The sequence below is a fragment of the Loktanella agnita genome (genome assembly GCF_046640325.1).
In the GTDB taxonomy this organism is placed as follows: domain Bacteria; phylum Pseudomonadota; class Alphaproteobacteria; order Rhodobacterales; family Rhodobacteraceae; genus Yoonia; species Yoonia agnita.
Map to the genome: position 1 here is coordinate 80,347 of NZ_JBJMBF010000006.1, position 19,814 is coordinate 100,160.

The 19,814-nt window shown below is 57.9% G+C and carries 23 protein-coding genes; 12 read left to right on the plus strand and 11 right to left on the minus strand.

Annotated features, from left to right (window positions below; all coding sequences use genetic code 11):
* Window positions 1–25: 25 nt before the first annotated feature.
* Window positions 26–1,156: a DUF2235 domain-containing protein gene (locus ACJ5NV_RS08405; RefSeq protein WP_411643222.1), complete on the plus strand. Its 1,131-nt coding sequence runs from the start codon at window positions 26–28 to the stop codon at window positions 1,154–1,156.
* Here the strand turns inward: ACJ5NV_RS08405 and serS are convergent.
* From serS to ACJ5NV_RS08420, 3 genes are all read right to left on the minus strand, one after another.
* Complete coding sequence (serS, locus tag ACJ5NV_RS08410) at window positions 1,131–2,423, minus strand: serine--tRNA ligase (protein ID WP_411643223.1); 1,293 nt, start codon at window positions 2,421–2,423, stop codon at window positions 1,131–1,133. The two genes, ACJ5NV_RS08405 and serS, sit on opposite strands and share 26 nt — an antisense overlap.
* A 138-nt stretch (window positions 2,424–2,561) precedes the next feature.
* Window positions 2,562–3,815: a pentapeptide repeat-containing protein gene (locus tag ACJ5NV_RS08415; protein WP_411643224.1), complete on the minus strand. Its 1,254-nt coding sequence runs from the start codon at window positions 3,813–3,815 to the stop codon at window positions 2,562–2,564.
* A 57-nt stretch (window positions 3,816–3,872) separates the two neighbouring features.
* A complete protein-coding gene (locus tag ACJ5NV_RS08420; protein ID WP_411643225.1) occupies window positions 3,873–4,154 on the minus strand; it encodes a hypothetical protein in 282 nt (93 codons plus the stop codon).
* A gap of 169 nt (window positions 4,155–4,323) precedes the next feature.
* On the opposite strand from ACJ5NV_RS08420, the gene yajC reads away from it, so the two are divergent.
* The 9 genes from yajC to ACJ5NV_RS08465 all read left to right on the plus strand — a co-directional run bounded on the left by yajC (window position 4,324) and on the right by ACJ5NV_RS08465 (window position 10,563).
* The gene (gene yajC, locus ACJ5NV_RS08425; protein ID WP_411643226.1) at window positions 4,324–4,605 is read left to right on the plus strand and encodes a preprotein translocase subunit YajC; all 282 of its coding nucleotides are present in this window, start codon (window positions 4,324–4,326) and stop codon (window positions 4,603–4,605) included.
* Window positions 4,606–4,624: 19 nt separating this feature from the next.
* Window positions 4,625–6,298 carry a protein translocase subunit SecD gene (gene secD, locus ACJ5NV_RS08430; RefSeq protein ID WP_411643227.1) on the plus strand — a complete coding sequence of 558 codons (1,674 nt, stop codon included), beginning with the start codon at window positions 4,625–4,627 and terminating at the stop codon, window positions 6,296–6,298.
* A gap of 85 nt (window positions 6,299–6,383) precedes the next feature.
* On the plus strand, window positions 6,384–7,484 hold the full coding sequence (gene secF / locus ACJ5NV_RS08435) for a protein translocase subunit SecF (RefSeq protein ID WP_411643390.1): 1,101 nt from the start codon (window positions 6,384–6,386) through the stop codon (window positions 7,482–7,484).
* 10 nt (window positions 7,485–7,494) lie between these two features.
* Window positions 7,495–7,848 (plus strand): Mth938-like domain-containing protein, encoded by a 354-nt coding sequence (locus ACJ5NV_RS08440; RefSeq protein ID WP_411643228.1) that lies wholly within the window; start codon window positions 7,495–7,497, stop codon window positions 7,846–7,848.
* The gene (ccmA, locus tag ACJ5NV_RS08445) at window positions 7,849–8,475 is read left to right on the plus strand and encodes a heme ABC exporter ATP-binding protein CcmA (protein WP_411643229.1); all 627 of its coding nucleotides are present in this window, start codon (window positions 7,849–7,851) and stop codon (window positions 8,473–8,475) included.
* Complete coding sequence (gene ccmB / locus ACJ5NV_RS08450; protein ID WP_411643230.1) at window positions 8,472–9,128, plus strand: heme exporter protein CcmB; 657 nt, start codon at window positions 8,472–8,474, stop codon at window positions 9,126–9,128. Before ccmA ends, ccmB begins: the two co-directional genes overlap by 4 nt.
* A 41-nt stretch (window positions 9,129–9,169) precedes the next feature.
* The gene (locus tag ACJ5NV_RS08455; protein WP_411643391.1) at window positions 9,170–9,898 is read left to right on the plus strand and encodes a heme ABC transporter permease; all 729 of its coding nucleotides are present in this window, start codon (window positions 9,170–9,172) and stop codon (window positions 9,896–9,898) included.
* A complete protein-coding gene (gene ccmD / locus ACJ5NV_RS08460) occupies window positions 9,891–10,034 on the plus strand; it encodes a heme exporter protein CcmD (RefSeq protein ID WP_411643231.1) in 144 nt (47 codons plus the stop codon). The genes ACJ5NV_RS08455 and ccmD overlap by 8 nt, the downstream gene beginning before the upstream one ends.
* The gene (locus tag ACJ5NV_RS08465) at window positions 10,027–10,563 is read left to right on the plus strand and encodes a DsbE family thiol:disulfide interchange protein (RefSeq protein WP_411643232.1); all 537 of its coding nucleotides are present in this window, start codon (window positions 10,027–10,029) and stop codon (window positions 10,561–10,563) included. The genes ccmD and ACJ5NV_RS08465 overlap by 8 nt, the downstream gene beginning before the upstream one ends.
* A gap of 18 nt (window positions 10,564–10,581) precedes the next feature.
* On the opposite strand, the gene ACJ5NV_RS08470 is transcribed toward ACJ5NV_RS08465, so the two are convergent.
* Together ACJ5NV_RS08470 and acnA are read right to left on the minus strand one after the other, a co-directional pair.
* A complete protein-coding gene (locus ACJ5NV_RS08470; RefSeq protein WP_411643233.1) occupies window positions 10,582–11,253 on the minus strand; it encodes a MarC family protein in 672 nt (223 codons plus the stop codon).
* A 243-nt stretch (window positions 11,254–11,496) separates the two neighbouring features.
* The gene (acnA, locus tag ACJ5NV_RS08475; RefSeq protein WP_411643234.1) at window positions 11,497–14,274 is read right to left on the minus strand and encodes an aconitate hydratase AcnA; all 2,778 of its coding nucleotides are present in this window, start codon (window positions 14,272–14,274) and stop codon (window positions 11,497–11,499) included.
* A gap of 230 nt (window positions 14,275–14,504) precedes the next feature.
* On the opposite strand from acnA, the gene ACJ5NV_RS08480 reads away from it, so the two are divergent.
* A complete protein-coding gene (locus tag ACJ5NV_RS08480) occupies window positions 14,505–15,197 on the plus strand; it encodes a DUF1223 domain-containing protein (RefSeq protein ID WP_411643235.1) in 693 nt (230 codons plus the stop codon).
* A gap of 4 nt (window positions 15,198–15,201) precedes the next feature.
* Here the strand turns inward: ACJ5NV_RS08480 and ACJ5NV_RS08485 are convergent, their stop codons facing one another.
* From ACJ5NV_RS08485 to ACJ5NV_RS08510, 6 genes are all read right to left on the minus strand, one after another.
* Entirely contained in the window at window positions 15,202–16,128 is a 927-nt protein-coding gene (locus ACJ5NV_RS08485) for a lysophospholipid acyltransferase family protein (protein ID WP_411643236.1), read from the minus strand.
* Window positions 16,129–16,770, minus strand: coding sequence for a nitrile hydratase subunit alpha (gene nthA / locus ACJ5NV_RS08490; RefSeq protein WP_411643237.1), 642 nt, complete (start codon window positions 16,768–16,770; stop codon window positions 16,129–16,131).
* A complete protein-coding gene (locus ACJ5NV_RS08495) occupies window positions 16,760–17,020 on the minus strand; it encodes an SH3-like domain-containing protein (RefSeq protein ID WP_411643392.1) in 261 nt (86 codons plus the stop codon). Before ACJ5NV_RS08495 ends, nthA begins: the two co-directional genes overlap by 11 nt.
* Window positions 17,021–17,030: 10 nt before the next feature.
* Entirely contained in the window at window positions 17,031–17,336 is a 306-nt protein-coding gene (locus tag ACJ5NV_RS08500) for a ScnB-like protein (RefSeq protein WP_411643393.1), read from the minus strand.
* A gap of 85 nt (window positions 17,337–17,421) precedes the next feature.
* A complete protein-coding gene (locus ACJ5NV_RS08505; RefSeq protein ID WP_411643238.1) occupies window positions 17,422–18,468 on the minus strand; it encodes a FliG C-terminal domain-containing protein in 1,047 nt (348 codons plus the stop codon).
* Window positions 18,469–18,504: 36 nt separating this feature from the next.
* The gene (locus tag ACJ5NV_RS08510) at window positions 18,505–18,990 is read right to left on the minus strand and encodes an autoinducer binding domain-containing protein (protein WP_411643239.1); all 486 of its coding nucleotides are present in this window, start codon (window positions 18,988–18,990) and stop codon (window positions 18,505–18,507) included.
* Window positions 18,991–19,128: 138 nt separating this feature from the next.
* Here ACJ5NV_RS08510 and ACJ5NV_RS08515 point away from each other — a divergent pair, with 138 nt between their 5' ends.
* The gene (locus tag ACJ5NV_RS08515; protein ID WP_411643240.1) at window positions 19,129–19,737 is read left to right on the plus strand and encodes a helix-turn-helix transcriptional regulator; all 609 of its coding nucleotides are present in this window, start codon (window positions 19,129–19,131) and stop codon (window positions 19,735–19,737) included.
* Window positions 19,738–19,814: the final 77 nt, after the last annotated feature.

Genomic DNA, 19,814 nt, shown 5'->3' on the forward strand with positions numbered 1-19,814 from the left:
AACCCCATTAAACAGGGGTATTGATATGAAAAGAATTGCCATTTTTTGCGACGGCACCTGGAATTCACCAACGATGAAGGTGCCGACAAATGTCGTATCATTGTCAAAAGCTTGCCTGAACAAAGAAGGCGAGCAAAAAATCATCTATCAACCCGGCGTGGGGGTGAACGATTTCACCAATAAGCTCATCAGCGTAGCTCATAAAATCGGATGCGGGGCCTTTGGCTGGGGGTTGGGCAAAAACGTCAAAGCGGCCTACCGCGAATTGTGCCTGTGCTACGAACCGGGTGACGAAATATATGTCTTTGGTTTCTCGCGTGGGGCATACACCGCCCGTTCGTTGGGGGGGATGATCCGCAAATGCGGGATCGCGCCCAAGGACAAAATCAGAAAACGCAGCGTGCTGGATCGGGCTTGGAAACTGTATAAAACAAAGTTCGATCAGATGGATAAAGGGCCTGCGTGGGACCAGCGCAAAGCGCTATCGCCGGATGTGGCGACCTCAGAGGCTGACTGGATTGCACGGGGCAAGAGCGGCACAATCGTGGAAATCCGCTATATGGGGGTCTGGGATACGGTCGGGGCCAAGGGCTTGCCTATGTCTTTGTTGGGGCCGGTCGCCAAATGGTGGAACCGGCGGTACGAGTTTTACGATATGAAACTGTCATCCATGGTGCGCAACGCCCGCCATGCCATCGCGCTGGATGAGCATCGGGTGCTGTATCAGCCAACACCCTGGGACAATCTGACCAAGCTCAACAGTGGTGCGGATGGCGATGATGCGCCCTACCAGCAACTGTGGTTTGTCGGGGATCACGGCACGGTTGGGGGAAGCAAGGACACCCGCCAACTAGTTGCTTTTCCTTTGGAATGGGTCGCGAAGGGGGCAATGCAGCTTGGGCTGAAAATGAATGATACCGCGCTTATTCCCGATGTCGAAGGTGTTGCAGATGCACCATCGCCATATGTAAAAGAACCTGCCGGGGCGCTGCAGGCGTGGCGTCGGGGGCCGAGTGACCCCCGCGCTTATCATTGGTCTGTGGCTGAGCGTATGCGCCGTATCAACTATCGCCCGCGGTCAGTCGCCGTGTTGCCCAATGACTTTCCGCTGCGACCGATGGCCGAAGATATTACGCCAGAGACCCGTCTGGCGTAATCATCGTCTTGCCCCGCAGATAGGGGTGCAGAACGGCGGGCAGGGTGACGGAGCCGTCGTCTTGCTGGCCGTTTTCAACCACCGCGATCAGCGTGCGCCCCACCGCAAGGCCAGAGCCGTTAAGTGTATGCACGAACTGCGGTTTTCCGCCTTCTTCTGGCTTGTAGCGCGCGTTCATCCGGCGGGCCTGAAAATCCCCGCAGACCGAGATAGAGCTGATTTCGCGATAGGCGTTTTGGCCGGGCAACCACACCTCGATGTCATGGGTTTTGCGTGCGCCGAAACCCATGTCGCCGGTGCAAAGGGCCACCGTGCGATAGGGCAGTTCCAGCTTTTCAAGGATCGCTTCGGCGCATTTGGTCATGCGCGCATGCTCTGCGTTGCTTTCTTCAGGCTTGGTGACGCTGACCATTTCGACCTTTTCGAACTGGTGCTGGCGCAACATGCCAGAGGTGTCGCGGCCTGCCGATCCGGCCTCTGACCGGAAACACTGGGTGTGGGCAACGTAACGGCGTGGCAGGTAAGTTTCTGAAATCGTGACGTTATTCACGATATTCGTCAGCGTCACCTCTGCCGTGGGGATCAGCCACCAGCCGTTGGTGGTTTGATAGCTGTCCTCGCCGAATTTGGGCAATTGCCCGGTGCCGTACATCATTTCTTCACGCACCAGTACGGGGGTGATGGTTTCTGTTAACCCATGCTCTTCGGTGTGGGTGTCGAGCATGAATTGCGCCAGCGCGCGGTGTAGCCGTGCCACGGCGCCGGACAGTAGCACAAATCGGCTACCAGAAAGTTTCGCCGCCGTTTCAAAATCCATGCCCGGTTTGATCGCGGGAATGTCGTAATGTTCGACCGGGTCAAAGTTGAAATTGCGCGGCGCGCCGTTGCGGCGGATTTCGACGTTGTCCGCCTCATCCGCGCCATCGGGAATGTCGTCATAAGGCAGGTTCGGAATGCCCATGAGCAGATCATTCAGGCGGGTATCTTCGGCCTTGGCCTGATCGTTCAGCGCCGCGATTTCTGCTTTCTTTTCAGCAACAAGCGCACGGAGTCGTTCAAATTCAGCCTCATCACCGCGGCCCTTGGCGGCCCCCACTTCCTTGGCGGCTTTATTCGCCTCTGCCTGTGCGGTTTCGGCGGCAAGAATGGCCGCGCGGCGCGCCTCGTCAATGGCCAGAATGTCAGAGGACACAGGCGCGACTCCACGGCGAGACAAGGCTGCATCAAAAGCAGCGGGATTGTCGCGGATGGTGCGGATGTCATGCATGGGTCCGGTCCTTATTGGTGTTTGGTGCCGGTCATATGCCCGATTGCGCGCCTCAAGTGAACCGGAAAACGGTGTCGGACTTCTATCGGACAAGCGTCGGACCGCACCGGTCGGGTCGGGTGGGGTGGGGTGGGGATTTTAAGATGGGGAGCTGCTATCTCGTTTGAGTTTGTAACGCCAGTCCTCCAGGCACTGGTCAAAGCCAAGGGGGTCTAGCGAGATTGTCGGCCAATGACTTGGTCTATAGACATCATCGGGTAACAACGTACTTGCGTCACCGAATGCCTTCTCAATCTCAGATGGTGTTATTTGCACCTTGCGCAGGTCCACCCCTTTCAGGCTACTCCCCTCCAACAATACCATGAAAAGGCGCGTGTCATCATCGAACAAAGCACCATTCATATTAGTGTATGAAAAATCGGATGAATTTATGCGAACGCCTGCGAGGTTTGATTGCACTAGCGTGGCGCTTTTTGCTTCATTTAGACGAATATCTGATTTCCATAGATTGGCGAGATCGAGAGCGATGCATTCTAGATTTGCGCAGATGAAGCTAGTTTCTGACAGGTCGGTGCTGAGCGCCTCCGCCCCTATCAGACTTGCATGTCCGAAGTTCACTGCGCGCATTTTCGTATCGTGCATCCTGGTGCCGTCCAGACTGCAATTAGCTAGAACCGCACCTTCAAAATTCAATCCTGACAAGTCAAAGCCCTGGAGGTTGCTTCCCATAAGATTAATCTGCTTCAGCGACGATCCTATGGTGACAGTGTTTGTCATACGGCCAAGCGTTTGTACCGCCTTTTCCATATCGGACCGAACTGGCTTGAGCGATCGCGCCCAGCCGCGAATGCTGGATGGATCGGTCACGTCAGGGTGCAAACCAAACTCGCGATGGATCGTGTGTGCGTCGAGGCCGGGGCAGTCTTCCGTGTCTGTGTTTAAGTTTCGCCAAGTCGTTGCGGGGCATTCCTTGGGTGGGTATTCCCGCGATAATTCGCGCACATATAGCGACAGTACGCTTGCGATCCGGTCCGCCTGTTCAGGGTGTTCTTGTGCCAGCCCTTCCAGCCGATCAATTGCGGTAGCGCGGGTGATTATATCGTCCACCTCTTCGCTCAGAATTTGCCATGGCCCGCGTGCGATTTCGATCGCGCCTTTGGGCAGGCTGAACGGGCTGTCAAGGGTTTCAGATGTCGTAATCTCTTGGCCATCGCTTTGATAGACTACCGGTCGCGTTCGGCTGGTTGCAGTTTTGCGCGCGAATAGCCCGGCGAAAGCTGCATCAAGTTTGTTGTTGAGCAATGCTGCCTCGGTTGCTTCGGTTTGTTGTCGGTTATATTTGGTTCGCAACAGGGTGAGGGGCAAAGCGATCATTGCGCCCGCGACGGTCACCAGACCTGCGATCCGAAAAAGCCCCCAGCGCAAATCGTTGCCGTCAAGATTGTCCAGCTACATTGCGCCGAATGCGGTAGAGATGACGATCCATAGCAAGCCGATTAATAAGATAGTCAGGAACAGCGACCAGATGGTCAGTGCTAGAGCAAAGAGCGGATCTGGGAGGCGACTGAGGCCGAACGCATCCTTGATACCGCCCCACGTCATGGTCTGGCGGTTCGTATCGGGGAGCAAATATGCCAGTCCCAAACACACACCCAGAAATGCGATGATTGTGCTCAGTCCTCGGATGTAATCTGCGCGGAGTGTAAGCTGAATAACCTCTGCCTGTTCCATTTTCCTGCCTGCTAATTGCGTTCTTCAAATTACTACCCCATATGGCCATAAAGCGTGCGCCAAGAGAACGGGCAAATTCACTGGGCGTGCGGTTGCCATTCTGGCAGGCCGGACATAATGTGCGCCGACTTTCGTGGCCCCGGCTGCGCCACATGAATAGAGGTATGAAATGAGACCTGCCGACCTGATTATGCTGCTTTTGATCTTTGGGATCATGTATCTCTTCCTGATCCGGCCACAGCAGCGAAAGCTGAAAGAGCATCAGGCGATGCTTGAAGCCCTGCGGCGCGGTGATCAGGTCATCACCCAAGGCGGCATTGTCGGCAAGATCGTCAAGGTCAAGGAAGACAGCAACGAGATCGAGGTGCAGATCGCTGAAGGCGTGAATGTCCGTGTGGTGAAATCCACAATCACCACGGTCATGAACAAGACCGAACCGGCGAAATCCTAAGCCGTCAAAGGGCTGATACATGCTTCAAATCTCTTTCGCCAAGCAAGTGATGATCTGGTTGACGGTCATCGTGGGCCTGACACTCGCCATGCCGAACGCCTTTTACGGGCGGGTCGAGGCGCATAATGATGCGACCTATAATGCGGGCACACTGATATCCGGCGGTGCCACGCAGGAAGAGATTGATGCGATGGCCGCTGGCTGGCCGTCTTTGCTGCCCTCTGGTCTGGTCAATCTAGGCCTTGATCTGCGCGGCGGGGCGCATTTGCTGGTCGAAGTGCAGGTCACAGACGTACACGAATCTTTCCTTGAAAACTTTTGGCCCGGTGTTCGCGATGCGCTGGCCGCAGAGCGTGACACGGTTGGTTTTGTCACCCGCGAGGATAGCCCGGCCGGTGAACTGCGCGTCCGTGTTTCTGAAACTGATGGGATCGCCCGCGCCCTGGAGCTGGTCCGGGGGCTGGGCCGACCGGTCCAGTCCTTTACCGGTGCCGTGGCGAGCAATATCGAAGTCACAAATACCGGCCCGGTGCTGACCATTACGCTGAGCGAGGCAGAGCAAGTCGCACTGAATGATCGGACCATGGCGCAGACGCTGGAAATCATCCGCCGCCGGATTGATGAGGTTGGCACGCGCGAGCCGACGATCCAGCGCCAAGGGGCCGAACGTGTGCTGGTGCAGGTGCCCGGGGTCGGTTCTGCCGATGAGATTATCAAGCTCTTGGGCACCACCGCGCAGCTGACTTTTAACCCTGTGCTGGGCCGCACCACTGATCCAGATCAGACGCCGGGCAGCGGTAATGTGCTGTACCCTGCCGCAGATGAAGAGGGTGTTTTCTATATTCTGGAGCGTCGCCCCGTTGTAACGGGTGAGGACCTTGAAAATGCCCAGCTGGATTTTGACCAGAATGGCGCGCCTGCGGTGTCTTTCCGCTTCAACACCTCTGCCGCCCGTGAATTCGGTGACTATACGCTGGAAAATATCGGATCGCCCTTTGCGATTGTGCTGGACCAAGAGGTGATTTCCGCCCCGACGATCCAAAGCCACATTCCCGGCGGGTCCGGGATCATCACGGGCCGTTTCACCGTGGAAGAGGCGACAAATCTGGCGGTGTTGCTGCGCTCTGGCGCGCTGCCCGCAGAGCTGACGTTTCTGGAAGAACGCACCATCGGCCCCGAATTGGGCCAGGACAGTATCGAGGCCGGGCGGATCGCCTGTATCGTCGCTGGGTTAGCCGTGTTGATTTACATGATTATGGGCTACGGTCTGTTTGGCGTCTTTGCGAACATCGCACTGATCATCAATGTGGGGCTGATGTTCGGGCTTCTCAGCACTGTGGGGGCGACCCTGACATTGCCGGGGATCGCCGGGATCGTGCTGACCATCGGGATGGCGGTGGACGCCAATGTGATTGTCTTTGAGCGGATCCGCGAAGAGTTGAAGACCGCCAAAGGCCCGGCCCGCGCGATTGAGCTGGGGTATGAAAAGGCCCTGTCATCCATTGTGGACGCCAATATCACCACTTTCATCACTGCCGTGATCCTGTTCACCATGGGGTCCGGTCCGGTCAGCGGTTTTGCCGTGACACTGGGCTTTGGCATCATCACATCTGTCTTTACGGCGATTTTCGTGACCCGCGCCCTTATCGTGCTGTGGTTCCAGCGGACCCGCCCCAAGACAATCGAGGTTTAAGATGCGCCTGAGACTGGTTCGCGAACAGACAAATATTGATTTCTTCAAACGGGCCAAGCTGTGGCTGGGTATCTCGCTTGTTGCAATGGTGATCGCCTTTGGATCGTTTCTGATTCAGGGGCTGGCCTTTGGGATCGACTTTCAAGGCGGTACGAGCATCCGGACCCAATCCGTGCAGCCGGTCGATGTGGCCGCCTATCGCGCCGCGCTGGAGCCGCTGGAGCTGGGTGATGTGTCGATCACCGAGGTGTTCGATCCCAATTTCGACGCAAATCAGAATGTGGCCATGGTCCGCATTCAGGCGCAGGAAGGGGATGAGCGGATCGCGACGGAGACGATTGACGCGATTCAGTTTACCCTTGCCGCGATGCTGGAAAGTCAGACTTTGCTGTCGGTAGACATTGTCGATCCGTCGGCTGCCTCCGCGCTACTTTCGGCGGCGCAGGCAGTGGTGCCAAATGTTACGCAGACCACGGGTACTTCGGATTTGACGATTGTGGTCCCCGCCGGGGCGAGCCTTGAGCAACTCAATGAACTGGAGGCCGCTATCACGGATGCGGGCAGCGTGAATTCCATTCAGCGCACATTCGATAAAATCAGCTTTCCATCCGTCGAATCCGTCGGCCCCAAAGTGTCGGGCGAGTTGATCAATACGGCGATCATGGCTGTGGCGCTCGCCGTGCTGGCGATCCTGTTCTATATCTGGCTGCGCTTTGAATGGCAGTTTGCCGTCGGCGCAGTGCTGGCCCTGACGCATGACGTGATCCTGACCATCGGGATTTTCTCGGAACTGCAGATCAAGTTCGACCTCGCGATCATTGCAGCCCTGCTGACCATCGTCGGTTATTCGATCAATGACACGGTGATCGTGTTTGACCGGGTCCGTGAGAATCTGCGTAAATACAAAAAGAAAGACCTGAAAGAGGTACTGAACCTGTCGATCAACGAAACGCTGAGCCGTACCTTGATGACCTCTTTCACCACGTTGCTGGCGCTTGTGTCGCTGTTCGTGCTGGGTGGTGATGTGATCCGGGGCTTTGTCTTTGCGATGATCTGGGGTGTGATTATCGGGACATATTCGTCTATCTTTGTCGCCTCTGCCTTGCTTTTGGTGCTGGGCGTCAAGCGCGACTGGTCGAAGAAAGATCCATCTGCCGGGACACGCTACGGCCATATTGATACCTGAAGGGAGCATCATGCGCCTGAACGAGATCAGCTATAATGACGCGGTGCCAATTGATGGCTACGGCCCCGGGTTTTTCCGCATTGGCGGGAAAAAGATCGACGGTCCTGTGGCGGTCTTTGCCACAGGTGTGAAATCCTGGGGTGGTTATGAGGACACGGATGTGTTGCTGGCTCAGGCCGCTGATCTGGACGTGCTATTTGTGGGCACTGGGGCCGAGATCGCCCATCCGCCCAAAGCGTTCCGCACCCTGCTGGAAGACGCAGGGATCGGGGTGGAGGCGATGGCCTCTCCTGCGGCGTGCCGTACCTATAATGTTCTTTTGTCCGAGGGTCGCCGCGTTGGCGTGGCCCTGATCCCGATCTGAATGTTGCAAGTGACCAACCTGACCTGCGGGCGCGGCGGTGTGCCGGTGCTGAGCGGGGTCGGTTTCACGGTTGCGGCGGGCGAGGCGCTGATCTTGCGCGGCCCGAATGGCATCGGCAAGACCACCTTACTGCGCACATTGGCTGGATTGCAGCCTGTCTTGGCCGGGACGGTCGCGTTTCCGGAAGAGCAGGGCGCCTATGCCAGCCATGCGGATGGCATCAAATCCGCGCTGACCATCCGTGAAAACCTGCAATTCTGGGCGGATATTTACGGGGGCGGTGGATCGGGATCCACCTTACGGGAGACCGCGCTAGCTGCTTTTGATCTGCTGGATTTGCAGCACCGCATGGGGGGCACCTTGTCGGCGGGGCAGAAGCGCCGCCTTGGCCTTGCCCGATTGGCCGTGATCGAACGCAAGGTGCTGTTTCTGGATGAGCCCACCGTGTCGCTGGATGGATTTTCGGTAAAGCTTTTTGCGGAATGGCTGCGTGGTCATTTAGCGGATGGCGGGCTGGCGGTGATTACCACGCATATTGATTTGGGGATCGATGCGCCGGAGCTGGATCTGACCCCCTATCAAGCTGCGCCCGACCAGCGCGGCGGGTCGGATGAGGCGTTCTTGTGATCGCGCTTTTGCTGCGGGACCTGCGGCTGGCAGTGCGCGCCGGGGGCGGCTTTGGGCTGGGGCTGGCGTTTTTCCTGATCGTCGTGGTGCTGGTCCCCTTTGGCGTGGGGCCAGAGACCGCACTGCTAAGCGGGATCGCGCCGGGCATCCTATGGGTGGCGGCATTGCTGGCGGCACTATTGTCGCTCGACCGGATATTTGCGCTGGACTATGAAGATGGATCACTGGCGCTGCTGTCCACAGCCCCCTTGCCACTGGAAGGCGTCGGGCTGATCAAAGCATTGGCCCATTGGATCACCACCGGGCTGCCCTTGACCATCGCAGCCCCGGCGCTGGGGTTTCTGCTGAGCCTTGCGCAGGAGGCTTATACCTATCTGCTGCTGTCGCTGTTAATTGGCACCCCGGCGCTGTCGATGATTGGCACTTTCGGGGCTGCGTTGACGGTGGGGTTACGGCGGGGTGGGTTGCTGTTGTCCCTGCTGGTACTGCCGCTGTATATCCCCACGCTGATTTTCGGGGCCGAGGCGGTGCGGCGCGGTGCCGACGGGTTGGACCCGACCGGGGCATTATTGCTGCTGACGGCGCTGACAGCGGGGAGCTTTGCGATCCTGCCTTTCGCCACTGCGGCGGTGTTACGCATCAATCTGCGGTGATGGGGATTGAGCGGGTGCAAAGGGCGGGATAGAAAATGGAAATGTCGATCTGGGAATATGCCAATCCGAAACGCTTCATGGGCTGGACGCGACCTGTCATGGTCTGGTGTCTGGGGCTGGCCGCGCTGTGTCTGGCCGTGGGGTTAATTTGGGGGTTCTTTTTGACCCCTGATGATTTCCGGCAGGGATCGACCGTCAAGATCATCTATCTGCATGTGCCTGCTGCCTTGATGGCGATCAATGCCTGGATCATGATGCTGGTTGCCTCGGTGATCTGGGTGGTGCGGCGGCATCATGTCTCGGCTCTTGCTGCCCGCGCAGCCGCGCCGGTCGGTCTGACCATGACGCTGATCGCGCTGTTTACCGGGGCGATTTGGGGCCAGCCTATGTGGGGCACCTATTGGGCGTGGGACCCGCGCCTGACATCGTTTTTGATCCTGTTTCTTTTCTATTTGGGCTACATCGCCCTGTGGGAGGCGATTGAAGATCCCGATACCGCCGCCGATCTGACCAGTGTCTTATGCATGGTGGGGTCGATCTTTGCGGTTCTGTCCCGCTATGCAGTGCTGTTTTGGAACCAGGGCCTGCATCAGGGCGCGTCGCTTTCGCTGGATAAAGAGGAAAACGTGGCCGATGTATTCTGGGTGCCCTTGCTGGTCTGTATCGCAGGGTTTGTACTGCTGTTTGTGGGGCTCGTGCTGATGCGCACCCGCACTGAAATTCGCGCCCGCCGGATGCGTGCGCTGGAAGCGAGGATGGCCCGTGCCTGATCTGGGGAATTACGCGGTCGAGGTCCTGTCGGCCTATGCCGTGAGCATTGCCTTGCTGGCGGTGCTGATCGGGCTGAGCTGGCGGCGGTATATGCGCGTGCGGGCGGCGCTGGCGCGGGTGGAAAACCATGGCTAAGATATCTCCGCTTGTGGTTATCCCGCCGGTGATGTTTGCCGCGCTTGCAGGGCTGTTCGCCGCAGGGATGATGCGGGACAATCCAGATGAGCTGCGTTCGACCTTCATCGGCCGTACAGCACCGGCACTGCCAGAGGCAGCGGTCCAGGGGACCGCGCAGCTGCGCGATGCTGATTTGCGTGATGGTGCGGTCACCATCGTGAATTTCTGGGCCAGCTGGTGCCCCCCCTGCCGGGCAGAGCATCCGACGTTGCTGGATTTGCAGGCACAGGGCTACCGCGTTGCCGGGATCAATTTTCGCGATCAGCCAGAACAGGCCGCGGCCTATCTGGCGGACTATGAAGATCCGTTTTTTGCGACAGGCTTTGATCCCCGTGGCCGGGTGGCCATCGACTGGGGCGTGACCGCCCCGCCAGAGACATTTATCGTGGACGGCGAGGGGACCGTGTTGTTTCGCTATGTCGGCCCGCTGGTCGGCTCGGATTATGAGCAGCGGTTCTTGCCGGAACTGGCGAAGGCGGTCGAGTAGGGTGGATTGAAATCCACCTTACGGGCTGGTGTCACCTGAGAGCGGGCCATCGGCTGATTGCGCCGGGGGCAGCTCTATCAGCGACAGTGCCTCCATCCCGCCGATAATCGAATCCGTGGCAATCGTGGCAAGGATGATCCCCATCACCCGGCTGATCACGCTGGCCCCGGTCGTGCCGATCAACCGGTTTACATAAGTGGCGAGCAGCAGGAGCGCGAGGGTGATACCCATGACCATTACCAAAAGCGCGGCGGTGATCATTTGGTCGGTCAGCGGTTCGCTGTGATTGTCGGTCAGCACCACGACAGCCAGCATCGCGCCGGGTGAGGCGATGGAGGGCATGGCGAGGGGGAAGACCGCCCCGGCGAGGTGATCCTTGCCTGCCTCTTCGATCTCTGTTTCGGCCTTGGAGTGGCCGAAGATCATGGTCATCGCAAAGGCAAAGAGGATCACGCCGCCTGCAATCTGGAAAGAGCCGAAGCGCAGGCCCAGTGTCTCCAAGAGGAACTGACCGCCGATGAGGAAGGCGAGCAGGACCAGCGTCGCGATGAAGACCGCGCGCACTGCGTAGCGACGGTGCAGGGCTCTGGGAACGGAGGCGACGGCAAAGAGGAACACCGGAATTGAGCCGACCGGGTCGATCACCACGAAGAGCGTGACGAATTCGCGAAGAAGGTCGGTGATGTTCACGGGTGCATGGGCCTTTGTCTACAGGGTTGTCGTGGTCCTAGCGGGAGCCGTGCGGCGGATCAATGGGGCAGCGTGCCGCTGGCGATCAGAACCTTGTCATAACGTGGCCAAATTCTTTCAAGAATTTTGAAAAATCTTTGGAAGCATTTTGGGCAGGGGACGTTGGCAAAGGGCAGAAGTGGCTCGCCGTAAAACGAAAAGCCCGGCGCGTTGGCCGGGCTTTCTTGCGTTCACTTTGGCAGTTTATGCCGCTTTGGCGAGGTTGCGCAGCACGTAGTGTAGCACGCCGCCGTTTTTGATGTAGTCAATCTCAACCGCAGTATCGATCCGGCATTTCAGCGTGATGTCCTTGGTCGTGCCATCTGCAAAGGTGATGTTTGCGGACACCTCTTGCAGGGGTTTGACGTCGGACAGGCCTGCGATCGTCACTGTTTCTTCGCCCGTCAGGCCCAGCGATTTGCGCGTGTCGCCGCCTGTGAATTCGAACGGCACCACGCCCATGCCTACAAGGTTGGAGCGGTGGATGCGTTCGAAGTTCTCGGCGATCACGGCCTTTACACCCAACAGCGCGGTGCCTTTGGCGGCCCAGTCACGGGACGAACCCGCGCCATATTGCTCACCCGCGAAGATCACCAGCGGAGTGTCGTTGCCCTGATAATCCATCGCGGCGTCAAAGATCGAGGTCTGCGCGCCATCGGGGCCTTTGGTATAGCCGCCTTCGACACCGTCGAGCATTTCGTTCTTGATGCGGATGTTGGCGAAAGTGCCGCGCATCATCACCTCGTGGTTGCCGCGCCGCGAACCGTAGCTGTTGAATTCGCGCACGGGCACCTGCCGTTCGATCAGATACTGACCGGCGGGGGTGCTGTCTTTGAACGAACCTGCGGGGGAAATGTGGTCGGTGGTGACCATATCGCCCAGCACAGCGAGGACTTTGGCGTTGACCACGTCGTTGATGCTGCCCGCGTCCTTGGACATGCCTTGGAAATAAGGCGGGTTCTGCACGTAGGTCGACGCGGCAGGCCAGTCGTAGGTTTCGCCATCGCTGGTTTCCACCGCCTGCCATTTTTCGTCGCCTTTAAAGACGTCGGCATATTTGCTGATGAACGCTTCACGGGTGACGGTCTTTTCGACCAGCGCGTTGATTTCAGCGGAGGAGGGCCAGATGTCTTTCAGGTAGACATCATTGCCGTTCTTATCCTGACCGATCACATCTTTGGCCAGATCTACATTCATATCGCCGACCAGCGCATAGGCCACGACAAGCGGCGGCGATGCGAGATAGTTGGCACGCACATCGGGGGAAATCCGGCCTTCGAAGTTCCGGTTGCCCGACAGCACAGAGGTGGCGATCAGGTCGTAGTCGTTGATCGCTTTGGAGATTTCAGGCTCCAACGGGCCAGAGTTCCCGATGCAGGTGGTGCAGCCATAGCCAACAAGGTTGAAGCCGATTGCATCGAGGTCTTCTTGCAGGCCAGCCGCTTCGAGATATTCGGACACGACCTGCGATCCGGGGGCGAGCGATGTTTTCACCCAAGGTTTGCGGTTCAGCCCCAGTTCACGGGCCTTGCGGGCCACCAGACCTGCACCGATCATCACATAAGGGTTGGATGTGTTGGTGCAGGAGGTGATCGAGGCGATCACGATAGACCCGTCGTGCAGCTGATAATGGCCGTCATCGGTCATCACATAGCCGCGCTGGTGGTGGCCTTCGTCACCGGGGATGTCGCGTGGTTCGGGCTGGCCGCCTTCGCCTTCCCAGCGGATTTCAGCATTGGCGCTGGCGTCTTTGCCTTCGCGGATGCCTTTGACGTATTTGCCAAATTCAGTCCCGGCAACATCAAGCGCGATGTAATCCTGCGGGCGTTTCGGACCCGAAATCGCAGGCACGATGGTGCCCATGTCGAGCGAAAGCGTTTCGGTATAGACAGGTTTATAGCTCTCGTCGCGCCAGAAGCCGTTTTCCTTGGCATAGGCTTCGACAAGGGCGATCCGGTCTTCGTCGCGGCCAGTGTTGCGCAGGTAACGCAGGGTTTCGCCGTCAATCGGGAAGAAGCCACAGGTCGCGCCATATTCGGGCGCCATGTTGGCGATGGTCGCCCGGTCAGCCAGCGGCAGCCGGTCCAACCCGTCACCGAAGAATTCGACGAATTTGCCAACAACGCCCAGTTCGCGCAGCATTTCCACGACTTTCAGTACCAGATCGGTACCTGTGGTCCCTTCGAGCATCGCGCCTGTCAGTTCAAAGCCCACGACCTCGGGGATCAGCATGGAAATCGGCTGGCCGAGCATTGCTGCCTCTGCCTCGATCCCGCCGACGCCCCAGCCCAGAACGGCAAGCCCGTTGACCATGGTGGTGTGGCTGTCGGTGCCGACCAGCGTATCAGGATAGGCGACCTCTTCCCCATTCTGGTCCGTATCGGTCCAGACGGTCTGGGCGAGGTATTCCAGGTTCACCTGGTGGCAGATGCCGGTGCCCGGTGGCACAACGCGGAAGTTGTTGAACGCGCCCTGGCCCCATTTCAGGAACTGGTAGCGTTCCATGTTGCGCTCGTATTCGCGGTCCACATTCATCTGGAACGCGCGGGGGTTGCCGAATTCGTCGATCATGACCGAGTGGTCAATGACCAGATCAACCGGGTTCAACGGGTTAATCTGCTGGGCGTCGCCGCCAAGGGCCACGATGCCATCGCGCATTGCAGCAAGGTCAACAACGGCAGGCACGCCGGTGAAATCCTGCATCAGCACGCGGGCCGGGCGATATGCGATTTCGCGCGGGTTCTTACCGCCTTTGGTGGCCCACTCGGAAAACGCCTTGATGTCATCAACAGAGACCGAGAACCCGTCGTCTTCAAACCGCAGCAGGTTTTCCAGCACGACCTTGAGCGCGGCAGGGAGTTTTGAGAAGTCACCCAAACCTGCCGCTTCGGCGGCAGCGATGGAGTAATAGGCGACGCTTTGGTTGCCCACGGTGAGTGTTTTACGGGTTTTGGCTGTATCCGTGCCGACGGTGATAGGCATGTGAATCCCTTTCCTGGCGGAGGCTGTGAAGGTTCTTAGGTGGCTTGTGCCCCAAGGACGAAGCGCGATCAAGGGGGCTGCCGCAGTTTTTGTATACCATTGTGCACAAAGTGCCTGATTCGTGAACGCGGCTTAAACGCCACAGTGACATTTCACTCGCAATTCATTGATTGGTCATTACATCCAAAGCCCAATACACCAAAGCGGTACTAATACCGTCAGGACTTCTCATGCGCCCGTTTTTTGCTGTTCTCGCTTTCGCCGGTCTGTTGTCATCTCATCCGGCCACCGCACAAAACGGGCCTGTTGTGGTCGAGCTTTATACCTCGCAAGGCTGCTCTTCCTGTCCGCCGGCGGATGCGCTGCTGCATGATCTGGGCAATCGTGACGACGTGATCGCATTGGCGCTGCATGTGGATTACTGGGATTATATCGGCTGGGCCGATAGTTTCGCACAACCCGCCTTTACGGCCCGGCAGCACGCCTATGCGCGGGCGCGCAACGCCGAAATGGTCTTTACCCCACAGATGATCATCAACGGGCAGGACAGTGTTGTGGCCTCACGCGCGATGCAGGTGGTGGACGCGATCCAGGCGCACCGTGCAAAAGGCAACGCGGTGCAGGTGAGCATGCAGCGTAACGGTGAGAGCGTGACAATTAACGCGACACCGACAGCGCGGGGTGACTATCTTGTGCAGCTGGTGCGCTATACTCCCTCTGAAACGGTGCAGATTCGCCGGGGCGAAAACGCCGGGCACGCCTATAATTACGCCCATATCGTGAATGCCTGGAATGTGATCCATCGTTGGGACGGCGCAGATGCGCTGGCGATTGAGGTAAGTGCCGCAGGCACGGATCCTGCCGTTGCAATCATCCAACATGCGAACAATGGGGCAATCGTTGGTGCGGCTGAGCTGCGCTAGGCGTCTAAGCCCCTTGCGATGTAGGTTGTTCGGCCGTTTTTCGATCATCGCCGCGCCGTTTTTTCCAGCGCCGGTGCACCCAGAACCATTGTGCCGGATTGCGGGCGATCTGCGCTTCTAGCCGCTGGGTCACCTCGATCATCATGTCTTCGACACTGCCTTGTGCGACCGGCGCTTCCACCTCAACCGCAAAGGACAACCCGTCGGCCTGCCGAATGCCAAAATAAGGGATCACAAGCGCATCCATCTTGCGCGCGATATCGGCGACGGATGTGGCGGTGTGGGCGGGGTGGCCCAGAAACGGGATGCGTACGCCTTTTGCGTTCACATCAAACAGCAATGTGCCCATGCCGCCGCGCTTCAGATGTCGCGCAAAACCCATGGTGCCGCGTGGGCCCTGTTCAAAAACCGGCCCGCCCCAGGACGTCATCGTCTTGGCATAATGCGCATTGAAATAAGCGTTTTGCATCGGGCGATAAAGCCCGCCGATTGTGTGGCCCATGCGTGTGAGAACTTGGCGCGGGGCCTCATGATTGCCAAAATGAGCGGTGACAAAAAGCACCGGGCGCTTGTCTTGCGCTGCCTGTGCCAGCGGTTCCAGCCCGGCACCGGTCGGGGTGGTCGTTGACAGGTATTCGCCGAATTCTCGCCACGCATAGTTTTCGATCAAGGTCCGCCCGAAATTGTCGCAGCAGCCATTGGCAATACTGCGGCGTTCGTCGGCGGCCATGTCGGGGTAAATCAGGGCGAGGTTTTCTTCCGCCCGGCGGCGATAGCCCGCCAGCGGGCCGATCCCGCGCCGCAGCGCCGCCCCCATCAGCGGCACGCGCCGTTCATAAGGCAGCGCCAGAAGCGTGCGGATCAGACCGCGCAGCACGCGGTCGGCGAACCAATCTTTGCGGTCGCCTTCGGGGTCGGTTTCTTGGGTCACTTATGCGTCCGGTGTTTTGGCCAGCCCTGTGCCGATCATGCTGTCGCGGGTGACCAGCGCGGCCAGTGCCTCCGCCGTCCAACCTGCGGTCCCGGCAGGGCGGGCAGGGATCACAATATAGCGCATGTCGGCGGTGCTGTCATGCACGCGAACGGTGGTCTCATCGGGCAAGGTTACACCGAATTCAGCCAGCACTTTGCGTGGTTCCTTGACCGTTCGTGACCTGTAGGCGCGGGATTTGTACCAATCGGGCGGCAGGCCCAGCAGGTTGCGCGGGTAGCAAGAACAGAGCGTACAGACGATAATGTTATGCGTGTCGGCGGTGTTTTCCACTGCGATCAGCTTCATCGGGCCGATATCAAACCCCATTTCGCGTGTGGCGATACTGGCGTCTGCCATTAGCGCCTTGCGGAAATCCGGATCGGTCCAGGCGCGCGCCACAACCGCTGCGCCGTTGGCTGGACTGCGCGCATCCATCGCGTCAATCTGGGCGCTGATTTCGGCCGCCGTCACCACGCCCTTTTCAATAAGCAACTCGCGAATCGCGATTTCCATCTGCTGCCAATAGGTAAGCGGGTGGTCATCATCCGGCCGGTACGGATGGCCCGAGGGCGACAGGTGATCGTGATGGTCATGGGGCATGAACAGGTTCCAGCCAATGGGCGTAGATTTCAGCGTCGAGCGTGTCTGCCGGGTTTTCGGCGGCATCGCCCCAGATATCAGCCATGGTAAAACGAACACGGTAGAGCGGCAGTTTTTCCGCTGGGCGATCATAGGCCAATGCTTCGGGATTGGGGAAGGGGCCAAGCTGGCGTTCGACCCAGCCGATCTTGCCGCGCAGATAGGCCGGGGTGCGCACATGGCCGGGCGGCATATCGGCGCGCACACGCATATAAGCGCGCTCAGTCACCGGTTGCCTCACCATAGGTCTGACCGCGCGCGGCGACCTCGCTCATCCGGCGACCGAGTTCGGCTGTGGTGTAAACACCCGCTTCGATCAGGTTCTGGTTCACAGCGGCAATCCAGCGCTCGTAATAAGTCATTGTTTCAAAGGCGTCCGCGCCCATGTCTTCCAGCACGCGGCGTAGCCCGTCGACGGTGAAATGACCCTTGGTTGAGCAAAGCACCATCAGCGCATCAACGCGTTTTTCCCACAGGTGGAAATCATGCTGTTCGGACGGGACAGGGCCGGCTGCGGTACCGCCCATGTCGTGCCAGCGACGACCGGCTGTGTGATCGGGTGCATTTTCCATGCAGTGAATTTAGATCAGAACGGCGCGGACTGTCCACGCGCTATTCGTCCTCTTCGCCCTCATCCGGGTCGATCAGGGTGATGACCCCGCTTTCAGCGATTTCGCGGATTGCAGTGGTGACGGCGGCCATCGCCTCTTCGCCTTCGGATTTCTTGACCCGGCCGCGCTCGTCCACCTCTTCGCGGATTTGCTCGGCCATACGTTGCGAAATGCTGCTGAGAATGAATTCCGCAGATTTGCGCAGGTCTTCCTCTCCGGCGAGTGCGGCGGCGATGGCGGTGGTCAGAACCTCATTATCGACCGAGCGGATGCAGTTCGGCACATCGGTGGGCTTCACGCGTGGGCCGATATCCTTGAAGGTAAAGATCGCCTTGCGCACATCATTGGCAAAGTCCGGATCCTTGCTGTCTAGCCCTTCCAGCACATCCTCGCGCTTATCCGTGATAGTCGAGTTGAGGATCGCGCCAAGACGCTGCACCGGTGCTTTGTCAAAGGCGGGGTTGTCGGGATAGGCGTAATCTTCTGCCAGCGCCTTGCCGATGCGGCGGACCGCATCGGGCGAGACATCGGCGGTCTGCGACATGGCAAATGTGATTCGGCGCGCCCGGTCGCCTGGGGTCTTCCCCAGAACCTCTGCGGCCATACCAACAGGCAGTTTGGACAATGCGACTGCGCAGACTTCGACGCTTTCGGCGGTCATAATGGCGACAAGCCGCTCAACCGGCAGATCGACCAGACGCGGCCAGTGGTCCCCATTACGCACGCTTGCAGTCTGTTTGCGCAACCGTTCGGCCAGTTCAGGGCTGAGATGATCCGCCAGCGCCATAATCGCCCCATCACGTGTGCCAGGGGCAGCAAGGCCAACCGCCTCAAGCTCACTCACAAATTCCTCGGCCACAGCAGAGACCGTACTGCGATCCACAAGGCGAATAGCACCGAGTTCACGGGTCAGCGCCTCTTGCAGCGATTCGGGAAGATCAGCGAGCGACAGGCTGCCCCCTTCGCTGATCAGCATGTGAACAATCATCGCAGCCTTGCGGCGGCGGGTCAGGGTGGATGTGTCAGGGGATGAAAGCGCGAAATCCATATCCATTCCAATACGACAATTGACGTAAAAGAATGGTTAGCCGGGATGGGTTACCATAATAGACATGGTTTTCAGTCGTTGTACTGTCTCTGGTGGAATTTCGGACTGCTTCATGGTCAATTTGTGCATCTCTTCAACCAGTTCACACATGTCCGCGATTTCCTGATCAGTGAACTCACGATCATTTCTGGCAAAGCCCGCCATGCTGCGGCTGCCACCAGAATCAGTGGAATAGACAGCACCATAACGCATGTTATGTTCAGCTGCTGCATCAAGTACATTGTCCGGATCGTTGAGCTCTGACCAACGGCAACTGCCAAGGTTTTCAAAGCACCATGCTACTGTAGGGTCTGACATTACAAACCCATGCTGGGAGTAATATTCCAACCACTTTTTGCTATAGGTGTGAAACATAAATCGAGGGGTCGTATAATTGACTTGCAGACCGGTTACATAACCGGCTGGTGTCAATTCTTTCAGCTTCCCCAAGATCTTACTGATCTCTACCTGTCTATCGGACATAATCGGACTCGCTTTCCGGTTGCCAACCCTCGCCATTCAAAATACTCTTCAACGGGGCATTGCGTATCATCATTGTAGGTATAACAGTGCGAAAGCAACAGGGCTTTTGTCGAAATAAAATGGCCTCGAGGTACTTGAATGTCGGCTTTACTAGGTCCTGATGAGATTGGGCAGCTTGCGCCATCGGGACATTACATAGCACTTAGGATTGGCTTTGCCTTTCCGATGGAAGAGGTGAATGCTTTTCCAAGGCAGTGGATAGAACATTATACAAATCAACGGTTTATGCTCTTTGATCCGGTTGTGCGCTGGGCATATGGTAATGTCGGTACCTGCCGGTGGAGCGATATCCCACTGGACGATCCGAAGCGCGTCATTGCCCAGGCCCAGACCTTTGGCATGCGCTATGGCGTGACGATTTCCATCTTCGATGGCGGGTCGGACGGGCAACGATCTTTTGCATCCTTTACGCGATCAGATAGAGAGTATACCGACTTAGAGGTGAAACTTCTTAAGGCTTTCTTAACGCGTCGGCATAATGAGACCGCCCCGCCGACCAATTTGACTCGGGCTGAGTTGGAAGCGCTAGGTATGGTTAAAGATGGAAAGCGACTCAAGGAGATCGCCCATGAGCTGAGTGTGAGTGAAGGCGCGGTTAAGCAACGGTTGAAAAACGCCAAGCTGAAATTAGGAGCGAAAACAGGGACTCAGGCGGCGACGCTCGCAAGCCAATACGGACTGATCTGATATCTCGGCACTTTTTTTCACTCAAATTGGAACATTTCGAGTAAATTTGTCATCGTCGTTGTTACCACGATGCAATA

Coding starts and splice junctions, on each gene's coding strand:
- ACJ5NV_RS08405 (WP_411643222.1), top strand. CDS start 26: ATGAAAAGAATTGCCATTTTTTGCGACGGCACCTGGAATTCACCAACG.
- serS (WP_411643223.1), bottom strand. CDS start 2,423: ATGCATGACATCCGCACCATCCGCGACAATCCCGCTGCTTTTGATGCA.
- ACJ5NV_RS08420 (WP_411643225.1), bottom strand. CDS start 4,154: ATGGAACAGGCAGAGGTTATTCAGCTTACACTCCGCGCAGATTACATC.
- yajC (WP_411643226.1), top strand. CDS start 4,324: ATGAGACCTGCCGACCTGATTATGCTGCTTTTGATCTTTGGGATCATG.
- secD (WP_411643227.1), top strand. CDS start 4,625: ATGCTTCAAATCTCTTTCGCCAAGCAAGTGATGATCTGGTTGACGGTC.
- secF (WP_411643390.1), top strand. CDS start 6,384: ATGGTGATCGCCTTTGGATCGTTTCTGATTCAGGGGCTGGCCTTTGGG.
- ACJ5NV_RS08440 (WP_411643228.1), top strand. CDS start 7,495: ATGCGCCTGAACGAGATCAGCTATAATGACGCGGTGCCAATTGATGGC.
- ccmA (WP_411643229.1), top strand. CDS start 7,849: ATGTTGCAAGTGACCAACCTGACCTGCGGGCGCGGCGGTGTGCCGGTG.
- ACJ5NV_RS08455 (WP_411643391.1), top strand. CDS start 9,170: ATGTCGATCTGGGAATATGCCAATCCGAAACGCTTCATGGGCTGGACG.
- ACJ5NV_RS08465 (WP_411643232.1), top strand. CDS start 10,027: ATGGCTAAGATATCTCCGCTTGTGGTTATCCCGCCGGTGATGTTTGCC.
- acnA (WP_411643234.1), bottom strand. CDS start 14,274: ATGCCTATCACCGTCGGCACGGATACAGCCAAAACCCGTAAAACACTC.
- ACJ5NV_RS08480 (WP_411643235.1), top strand. CDS start 14,505: ATGCGCCCGTTTTTTGCTGTTCTCGCTTTCGCCGGTCTGTTGTCATCT.
- nthA (WP_411643237.1), bottom strand. CDS start 16,770: ATGCCCCATGACCATCACGATCACCTGTCGCCCTCGGGCCATCCGTAC.
- ACJ5NV_RS08495 (WP_411643392.1), bottom strand. CDS start 17,020: ATGCGTGTGCGCGCCGATATGCCGCCCGGCCATGTGCGCACCCCGGCC.
- ACJ5NV_RS08500 (WP_411643393.1), bottom strand. CDS start 17,336: ATGGGCGGTACCGCAGCCGGCCCTGTCCCGTCCGAACAGCATGATTTC.
- ACJ5NV_RS08505 (WP_411643238.1), bottom strand. CDS start 18,468: ATGGATTTCGCGCTTTCATCCCCTGACACATCCACCCTGACCCGCCGC.
- ACJ5NV_RS08510 (WP_411643239.1), bottom strand. CDS start 18,990: ATGTCCGATAGACAGGTAGAGATCAGTAAGATCTTGGGGAAGCTGAAA.
- ACJ5NV_RS08515 (WP_411643240.1), top strand. CDS start 19,129: ATGTCGGCTTTACTAGGTCCTGATGAGATTGGGCAGCTTGCGCCATCG.